This window comes from uncultured Chitinophaga sp. (genome assembly GCF_937874145.1).
Lineage (GTDB): Bacteria > Bacteroidota > Bacteroidia > Chitinophagales > Chitinophagaceae > Chitinophaga.
Genome location: NZ_CALNBI010000128.1, coordinates 1 through 5635 on the forward strand (window position 1 = coordinate 1; position 5635 = coordinate 5635).

The window sequence follows — 5635 nt, forward strand, 5'->3', positions numbered from 1 at the left end:
ATATTGCCCCATATTCGCCATCGCCATTTCCGTCATCTCGTGGATGGGCCTTCCGTAAGTGCCTACTTTGAAAGTATTGGGCATGGTAAACACGGAATCCAGCTTCGCTACGAAATCGGCATCTCCGCCCAGCAATCCTATCAATCCGTTCACATCATGGAAAACCGACCAGAGCCAGTGCCAGGCCGCGCCTTCCGTGTAGGGGCCTCCCCATTCGGTGGCGTCGAAATTTTCCCGCCATTTCCCTTTGCTGTCGCGGCCGCGCATAAAACCGGTGGCCGGATCGAATACATTTTTATAGTTGAACATCTGCTTCGCGAAAATGCCGGCGTGGAAGGAATCGCCGGTCTGCTGCGCCAGTTGGTAACCGCAAAAGTCGTCGTAAGCGTATTCCAGCGTTTTTGCCGTGCCTTCGCCGTATTCCGGGTAGGGCACATATCCCAGCTGAAAATACTCCTTCCAGCCATGGCGGCCGTTGGCGGGGCCCCAGGGGCCCTTGTGCGTGGCTTCGTGGAGGTAGGCGGATAGTGCCTTTCGGGGATCGAAGGTCCGGATGCCTTTCACCCACGCATCCGCAAACAGGGAAATGGCGTGGTTGCCGATCATGCTGCCGCCTTCGCCGGGGAACGACCACGACGGCAGCCAGCCGCATTGCTCCTGTGCCGCCAGCATGGCCTGCATATACCTGCCGTGCATGGTGGGGTGCAGCAGCGTGTTCAGCGGGAACTGCGCGCGGAAGGTGTCCCAGAAGCCCGTGTCGGTATACATGTAGCCGTCGTGTACGGTACCGTCGTACGGACTGTAATACCGCGGCTGCCCGTTTTCATCATATTCGAAGAATTGACGGGAGAAGAGGCTGGCGCGGAAAAAGCAACTATAAAACGTGGCTTTGTTGGTTTCCGAAGTATCTTCCACCAGGATGCGGGAGAGGTGTTTGTTCCAGGTGGCATTGGCGGCTTTGCGGGTTTCTTCCAGCGTTTTGAACGCGGCCAGTTCCCGGTTCCAGGTGATGGCGGCTTGTTCGAAGCCGATATACGAAGAAACTACTTTCACCTGCACTGTTTCACCCTGTTTAAACTGGATATACGCGCCCGCACCTTCGCCTTCCTTCGAATCCGCGCCTTCCTGAACCGTGTTTTTCCGGTTCTCCCAGGTGCCCCAGGCCACGAAGGGCTTGTCGAACACGGCTACGAAATAGTTCCGGAAGTTTTTAGGGACGTAATGCCCGTTGTTCACATAGCCGATGATCTTCCGTTCTTCCGGGATGATCTTCACCATGCTCATTTTGGTGTAGCCGTCCAGTACGAGGTAGCTGTTTTGCCGTTTCGGAAATGTAAAGCGGAGGTGCGCGCCTCTTTCGGTGGGCGCTATTTCGGTGCTGATCCCATTGTCGAGGGTTACTTTGTAGTAATCGGGGCGCGCCGTTTCGTTGGCGTGGCTGAATCCCGCCGCGCGCTCATCTTCGTGCAGGGCCAGTTTCCCGGTGACGGGCATGAAAGAGAAAACGGCGTAATCGTTGGACCAGGAGCTGCATTGGTGCGCCTGCTGGAAGCCGCGGATGGTCTTTTTGTGATATTGATATTTCCAGCCATCGCCGTTTTTGCCGGTCTGCGGCGTCCAGGTGTTCATGCCGAAGGGCAGGGCGGTGGTGGGATAGGTGTTGCCGCGGGTAAGCTCGAACGTGGAATTGGTGCCCTGCAGGGTGTTCACGTACCGGGTGAGGTCTTGCTGCTGGGCGGATATTTGTTGCGTGCACAGGAGGGCGCCTGCGATGAACCAGTTTTTCATGGAATGTCAGGGTTGCTTCGCAAACAATATAGAAAAAATGCAGGAAACTCTTATCTATATCGATTTTGCATATTCGCAGCTAAGCGAAATATGAAGGCCGCCTCGGTTGATGGAGGCGGCCGTTGATTGAAATCTGCGACAGGATTTAGAAGTTGATATCACCTCCCGCGCCTGCGGACGCGAATTCGGCATTGTACTTTTCCATCAAGGGCGACATCTTCATCGCCAGCGCCAGGTCGCTGCCCATCTTCGGCGCCCAGTGCGCACCGATCATGCTCCAATCCGTCACCGACAATCCATATTGTTTCAGCACCGATGCCGCGTCGATCCCTTGCGTGCTGGCCATATTCTGGTGGCACATGATCTTGATATACAGCTCGAAATCGTTTTTCACCTTATCCGTTTCACCTGAACCCTGCGGCGCTCCGCCGCCGGCTTGCGCAAATCTGCCGATGTTGGGATTGGTGAATGCGTCGCCGTATACTTTGGAAATTGCGAAGGTCGTGTCTTGCGACATCCGTGCCATCCATTCCGCCGAAACTTCATCCCAAATCGGTTTTTCGGTTTCCAGGACTTTCAACACCTCGTCCAGCGCGCGGCCGTTTGAAATCTGCACGTTTGCGGCGGCCCAGTCCTCCAGGCTGATGCCTTTGATGGGATCGAGCAGCCCGCCGGATTTAGCGGCGGCGATGTTGTCGTTCATCGCAGCTTCCATTTGTTTGGATTGCACATCGAGCATGGCCTGCGCTTCTGCGATGCCTGCCGTTACGCTGCGGCGGGCTTTTTCGATCGCGTAGTTAACGTGGGCAAGGCTTTCGAAACCTGCAGCTTTAATGCTGGCTTCGTTGTTTGCCTGCGCGAGGGCTTCGAGCTCGGCGGTCACTTCAAAAGCATCCCGGTTCAGGTATTGTTCGGGTAATGTAAAGGGGATGATGGCGCAGTTGCGCAGGGAGCTGCCGTAATAGTGGCCCACCCAGGTATTGCTGCTGTCTTCGCCGAAAGACCGTACCCAGGGCGAAGGCGTATCGAGCGTTTCGGCGAGGTAGAGGTATTCTTTTCCCTCGTCGGTAAGCCGGTAGCCGAAGGGCAGGTATTCAGTCGTGAAAGGGGATTGCAGGAATCTTTTGATGACATCTTCTTTCCTGTTTTTGGCTTCGTTCCAGTCGATCACTTCGATGGTGGAACGGTTGAAATCGCCTTTTTTATCGGCTACAGTAATCAGCTCCACTTTCCTGCCTTTGTATTTCGACACGATTTGCTGCGCCACGGCGGTTTCCGAAGCATCCCGGCTGATCGACTGATCGATCACGGGCAATACTTCGTCAGCGAATTGGCCGAGGCCCCTGGATTTGAAACTGGCGGGGTGGTCTACCAGCGAGTACCTTTCTTCCATAGTTTGTTAACTTTTAGTATGTTTTGCGAATGATGAAATATAGGGGTTAGATGGGTTTATAACTGGGAGAGGATCTCCTGTTTCTTGACGGTGTATTCCTGCTCGTTGATGAGCCCGGCCTCGAAGAGTTTTTTGAGCCTGGCGAGCTTCTCCATGGGATCGTCTGCCGGAGCGGGCGTTGGAGCTGGCGGTTGCGGCGCTGACTGTTGCTGTATCATCTGGCCGAACATTCTACCCATTTCCATGCCCATGCCCATTTGCATGCCGGGGTTCCCTTGCCCTTCGTTCCGCGCCATATCGCGCATGGCCTGTAGTTGCTGGTGCTGGGCGTAATCGATCCCCAGGGCCCTGAGCGCCTGCGCCTCCGCCGTCATGTCCGAAATGCGGCCGATGCGTTCCTGCGTCGCCGCGTCGAAACGGGTGCCTTCGATATTGAAATCCAGCAACTGAAAGCCCAGTGTGTCGAAAATGGGCGCCACGGCGGATTTACAGAATGCTGCAATGGCATTGCGGTGTTTGTCGATCTCCGTATACCCAAACGAAGCGTTGGCGAGGTAATCGCTCATGGGTTGGGTGATACGCGATAACAGCACTTTCTGGATGTCGCGCACGGGGTACACCGCCGCGCCCGCCACCACCTGGCGGAAAAACGCGGCCGGCTCCGCGATGCGGAACGAAAAATTCCCGAACGCACCCACGCCAACAGGAAATTTGTAATGCGGGTCAGCATACGTGACCGGAGCCGGCGTTCCCCATCGCTGGTTGAGCAGGTCCGCCTTCCGGAAAAAGTACAGCCCCACCTTATGGAACGACTCAAACTTATACAAGGCGTTTTTGATATTGGTCCAGAAAGGAATGTTCCCGGTTTCGAGGTTATACAGCCCCTCTTCCGTGAAAACGCCTTCCACTTTGCCTTCATACACGAATATGCAACCCTGCCCGGGCCCCACGATCAGTTTGGAAGCGTTTTTGATTTCGTCGCCGGCTTCCGTCCAGCGTTCGAATAGGAGATCCGGAGCCGGATCGGCCCACTCGATGACGGATCGTAACTGACCAGATAATATTGACATGCTTTATGATGGTTTGATGAAGTGAAAAATCAATTGGCGTCCAGCGTATACTTTCGTAGCCATGCTATTTTCGCGTTCCTGTCTGCCTCGTACCGTTCCTGGTACACCGGGATCATTTTGATGCGGGCATTGAGGAAAACTTCGATATAGGTGGTATAGGCTTGCAGAACGGCGTCTTTCGTCACAAGTGGCACACCATCTTCCCCCTGATCCTTCCATTGCTGCAGCAGTTCCCAATAAGGCCAGTAAGCGTCCAGCGCCTGTTCTTCCGCCATGGGGCCCACGGCAAAGTGTTCCACCATCCTGGCCACCGTTCCCGGCTCGAAGGTGTTGGTGCATTGGCAGTAATGGCAGGCCTGGTAATACGACCGGTAAAAGTGCTCCTGCACCGGCAGCGGCGCCTGGCATTGGGTGCAGCAAAAATCCGCCGACAGGTTTTCGCGGGCTTTGGCAGCGAGTTTCTTCCCGGCCTCCGCAAACGTCCGGATCTCGTACGTCCGCAGGTCTTTCTCCAGTTGCCGCATCAACCGGCGCCCTTTTTCCTGTTCAGCGTAATAAATGCCGTAGAAGCGCTCCTGGAAGGGTTCCAGCGCTTCGCCATCTTCCGCCAGCCGCGTTTCTTCATCGTCCCGGAAAGCTTCCCAGCTGACCGAAACGGTTTGTTGCCAGGTGTCCCCGATCTTCGCGATCAGCGCTTTCGCCTGCGACTCGATGCCGGACCAGGCATTGGCGAAGGGTACCGTATCGAATTGCTGGTAGTCGAGCAATTGCGGTAATATAGTTTGGGCCTGAGAAAGCGTCTCCTGGAATCTTTCATCGATTTTGGAAAGAAACCCGGCCCATCTTCCGGTAAGGTCGGCGGTGTCTTGCATAAGTAACAGGGGCTTTATGGTTTCTGGAAAAATATCGCGCCGCAGAAGTCGCAGGTGCTCAGGTCGGTGCCTTCCGGGCGCGCGGCTCCGCATGCGGTACAGGTCCGTGTTTCGGTCCCGGATGGCTGCTGTTGGTGCTTTGCCGAGGATTGCAGGGAATTGGCAAGGATGTTCGCCAGCAGGTCGGAGGGGGGCGTGTTTTTCTTTTCCTGGTTCATCATAATTAGCAAAGGCCGTAGGGCATGGTTTGATTTACCGGCTAAAGGTGCCGCGTTTTCCGGTTATGATGCGGGAGAAAGGTGCTGGAATGCCTGACAGGCTGTCCGGATTGAAATATACAGGGGTTAAAGGTGGGTTGGAGGGAGCAGCTGCCGGCATGCCCGCGGAAAGGTTTGAAAGATCGTACCATGATTGCAAATAATAGTTGCAATCAGATTACCAGTTGTAACTACATTTAAGGACGAAATCAGCCAATTATTTTAATCTGATCATGATGAAAGAGCAATTTTTGC

The 5635-nt window shown here is 54.9% G+C and carries 5 protein-coding genes; all 5 read right to left on the minus strand.

What is annotated here, in order from left to right; all coding sequences use genetic code 11:
• Positions 1-1788: GH92 family glycosyl hydrolase (locus tag Q0510_RS05775; RefSeq protein WP_298709083.1), on the minus strand; the 1788-nt coding region annotated here is incomplete at its 3' end.
• A 145-nt stretch (positions 1789-1933) separates the two neighbouring features.
• Positions 1934-3181 carry a DUF6620 family protein gene (locus Q0510_RS05780; protein ID WP_298709084.1) on the minus strand — a complete coding sequence of 416 codons (1248 nt, stop codon included), beginning with the start codon at positions 3179-3181 and terminating at the stop codon, positions 1934-1936.
• Between the two features lie 56 nt (positions 3182-3237).
• Entirely contained in the window at positions 3238-4251 is a 1014-nt protein-coding gene (locus Q0510_RS05785) for an SPFH domain-containing protein (protein ID WP_298709085.1), read from the minus strand.
• Between the two features lie 29 nt (positions 4252-4280).
• On the minus strand, positions 4281-5123 hold the full coding sequence (locus Q0510_RS05790) for a hypothetical protein (RefSeq protein ID WP_298709086.1): 843 nt from the start codon (positions 5121-5123) through the stop codon (positions 4281-4283).
• A 14-nt stretch (positions 5124-5137) separates the two neighbouring features.
• Positions 5138-5344 (minus strand): hypothetical protein, encoded by a 207-nt coding sequence (locus tag Q0510_RS05795; protein ID WP_298709087.1) that lies wholly within the window; start codon positions 5342-5344, stop codon positions 5138-5140.
• Positions 5345-5635 lie beyond the last annotated feature (291 nt).